This window comes from Flavobacterium sp. (genome assembly GCF_003525665.1).
GTDB lineage: Bacteria > Bacteroidota > Bacteroidia > Flavobacteriales > Flavobacteriaceae > Flavobacterium.
Genome location: NZ_DQDX01000022.1, coordinates 1 through 3,849, shown reverse-complemented (window position 1 = coordinate 3,849; position 3,849 = coordinate 1). Strand labels below are relative to the sequence as shown.

2 protein-coding genes are annotated in these 3,849 nt (G+C 31.6%); both read left to right on the top strand.

Going from position 1 to position 3,849, the window contains the following annotated elements; genetic code table 11:
- Nucleotides 1-381: T9SS type A sorting domain-containing protein (locus DIU01_RS01490; RefSeq protein WP_290831490.1), on the top strand; the 381-nt coding region annotated here is incomplete at its 5' end.
- 223 nt (nt 382-604) lie between these two features.
- A complete protein-coding gene (secDF, locus tag DIU01_RS01485; protein ID WP_290831489.1) occupies nt 605-3,595 on the top strand; it encodes a protein translocase subunit SecDF in 2,991 nt (996 codons plus the stop codon).
- The last annotated feature ends 254 nt before the right edge of the window (nt 3,596-3,849 follow it).

The following is a 3,849-nucleotide window of genomic DNA, read 5'->3' as shown; positions in this document are numbered from 1 at the left end:
AATAATATTGCATTTTCTATTTTAATTCAACCCGACAATAAAATTATAGCCGGAGGCGAAAATCATATTGACGAATCTTGTCAAGTAATTTTAGGTGCTTTGGTACGACTCAATCCAGGTACTTTATCAACCAATGAATTTAATGATAATGAAGTATTGGTTTATCCAAATCCTACTTCTAGCTTTGTTGGGTTTGACAATTCGGTAAATCAATTTACTAAAGCAAAATTGTTCAATTATTTGGGTCAAGAAGTGGCTTTGCAATCGCTCAATTCTTCTAGTGAAGAACAAATAGATATAAGTAGTTTTGCAAATGGAGTTTATTTATTAAAATTGAGTAATGACACCAGTAATACAACAGTTAAGGTTGTAAAGAAATAATATTTTAAGTAGCAACTATCAAAGACTGCAAAATTTGCAGTCTTTTTTTTGATATTAATCCCTAAATAATTTGTTAATCTTTAGGTTAATTATATATTTGCACGTTTCAAAAAAAGTGTAGATTAGTATTTTTTATGATTTTTATTGAGAATCAGTAAATTACCTTATGTTTATTGACTTTTTGAAATACCAACAAACAAAAATTAATTAATTTTTAGTAATAATGCAGAATAAAGGACTTATTAAATTTTTCGCAATTCTATTTGCACTGGTAAGTATTTACCAACTTTCTTTCACCTTTGTTTCGAACAAGGTAGAAAATGATGCTAAAGCTTTTGCTGGTGGAAACCAAGAGAAAGAAACAAAGTATTTAGACTCTATCAGTAAAGAGAAAGTATTTAATTTAGGTTTTACAGATTACACTTTTGAAGAAGTAAGAGGTAAACAAATTAATAAAGGTCTTGACCTTGAAGGAGGAATTAACGTAATTCTTCAAATTTCGGTTAAAGATGTTTTAAAAGGTCTTGCTAACAATTCTAAAAATCCAGCTTTCAACAAAGCATTAGAAGATGCTAAGAAAAACCAACAAGGTAACCAATCGTATCTTGATGCATTTTTTGTAGAATTTGATAAAGTTTCAAATGGTTCTACAAAATTAGCTTCTCCAGATATTTTTGCTAACAGAAATTTATCAGATGTTATTAACTTTAACATGACAGATGACCAAGTTAAAAAGGTAATCAGAAAAAAAGTTGATGAATCTGTAGAAAGTGCTTTTGGAGTATTAAGAAAACGTATCGATAAATTTGGTGTAACACAACCAAACATCGCTAAATTAGGTCAAACTGGTCGTATCTTGGTAGAATTGCCAGGTGCGAAAGATGTAGATCGAATCAAAAAATTATTATCTAGTACAGCTCAATTAGAGTTTTGGGAAACTTATAAAATAGACGAATTAGGTCAGTTTTTAATGTCTGCAAATGACGCTTTAAAACTAACTGAAAAATCGGCTGTTGCTACTAAAGAAGTGAAAACTGTTAAAGAAGATACTTTAGCAAAATTACTTACAGATGCAGAAAAAACAGATTCTACTGCTGCAACAACTAAAGGTAACAATCCGTTATTAGACAAGTTTGTTGGACAAGGTGGCGGACCAGTTTTAGGAATTATCGCTGCTAAAGATACTGCTGCAGTAAACGGTTATTTCAAAAGAAAAGATATTAGAGGTTTATTGCCTGCAGACAAGCGTTATGCAAAATTTGTATGGAATAAAGGAACTACTGTAGTTGACGAAAAAACTAAAAAAGCTACAGAAACTTTCGAATTATATGCATTAAAAGGGAATCGTGATGATGTTGCTCCATTAAGTGGTGGTGTTATTACAGATGCTGGCGATACATTTGACCAAATGGGTAAACCAGCCGTTTCTATGCAAATGAACGGTCAAGGCGCAAAAGTTTGGGAAGAATTAACAGGTAGAGCTTCTACAGAAAAAGGATTTATTGCTATCGCTCTTGATGATGTAGTATATTCTGCTCCTGGAGTTTCTTCTGGACCAATTGCTGGAGGAAGATCTGAAATCTCTGGTGCATTTGATGTAACAGAAACTAAAGATTTAGCTAACGTTTTAAGAGCTGGTAAATTACCTGCTGCTGCAGAAATTGTACAATCAGAAGTAGTTGGACCATCATTAGGTCAAAAAGCTATTGATGCTGGTTTATTATCTTCAATTGTAGGTTTCTTATTAGTATGTTTATGGATGGTATTCTATTATGGTAGAGCAGGTTGGTATGCTAACGCAGCTTTATTATTAAACTTACTTTTCTTATTCGGAATTATGGCTGCGTTTGGTTTTGTACTTACATTACCAGGTATTGCAGGTATCGTATTAACATTAGGTACTGCGGTTGATGCCAACATCATTATCTATGAAAGAGCAAAAGAAGAATTACGTGAAGGTAAAACTCTTGGCGAAGCGGTAAATGCTGCTTACGGATGGAAAGGTGCTATGCGTTCTATCATTGATGCTAACGTAACGCACGTATTAACAGGTGCAATTTTATACATCTTTGGTACAGGTCCAATTCAAGGTTTTGCTTTAACATTACTTATTGGTATTGTTACGTCATTATTTACATCAATTTTCATCGCTAGAATTTTTATTGATAAAGATATTGCTAACAATAGATCATTAATGTTCTGCACACCAACAACTAAAAATTGGTTTACAGGTTTCCATTATGATTTTATTGGAGTGAAAAAATGGACTTACTTATTTTCTTCTGTAGTTGTTATTGTAAGTTTAGTTTCTATCTTCTTTGTTAATGGTCTTGATGAAGGTGTTGATTTTGTTGGAGGAAGAACATTCCAAGTAAAATTTGAAAAACCAGTTGAGCCTACAAAAGTATCAGAGGAATTATCTCAAGTTTTTGGAACTCCAGTAGAAGCTAAAATATTTGGTGATTCAGATCAGTTGAAAATTACAACTAAATATAAAATTAAAGAAGAAGGAACTGCTGTAGATGCAGAAGTAAATAAAAAATTATACGACGGTTTAAGTAAATATTTTAACAATATTACTTACGACAAGTTTGTTAATTTATACCAAGGTAAAGTTTACGGAGTTTTACAAGGTTCTAAAGTAAGTGCTACAATTTCTGCCGATATTAAAACAAACTCATTCTGGGCTGTTTTAGGAGCAATGTTAGTTGTTGGTCTTTACTTAGTAATCTCGTTCCGTAAATGGCAGTATTCTCTTGGAGCAATTGCTGCAATCTTGCACGACGTTATCTTCGTATTAGGTTTATACTCATTATTGTACAAAATCATGCCTTTCCACATGGAAATGGATCAGCACTTTATTGCAGCTATCTTAACAGTAATTGGATATTCTATGAATGATACTGTAATTGTATTTGATAGAATTAGAGAATTCCTTGCAGGTAATGTAAAAGGTACTTTTAAAGATGTGGTAAACGCTTCTATTAATACTACATTATCAAGAACATTGAATACGTCATTAACGATGATTTTAGTATTGTTAATCATGTTTATCTTTGGTGGAGAATCTATTAGAGGATTCATCTTTGCTATGTTAATTGGTATTATTGTAGGAACTTATTCTTCTTTATTCATTGCAACTCCAGTTTTAGTTGACTCAATGAACAAGAAAGAAATTGACGAAATTGAAAAACGTCACCATGCAAACGAATAACTATTAGTTATACTATATACAAAGAAAGCCACGCAGAAATGTGTGGCTTTTTTATTTGATATAGTTTATTAAGAATTATCGAATTTATTATATCAGTATAGTTGATTATGAAACGGAGTTCTATTAACTTAAAGGATTCTTTATTGACCTAGGTACAGATATAACTTTTAATGGAATGCATTTGTATAATCAATGATTTAGTATTTAATACATTTCAATTGCGTACATCTCATGTAACTGTTGCACAACCACCA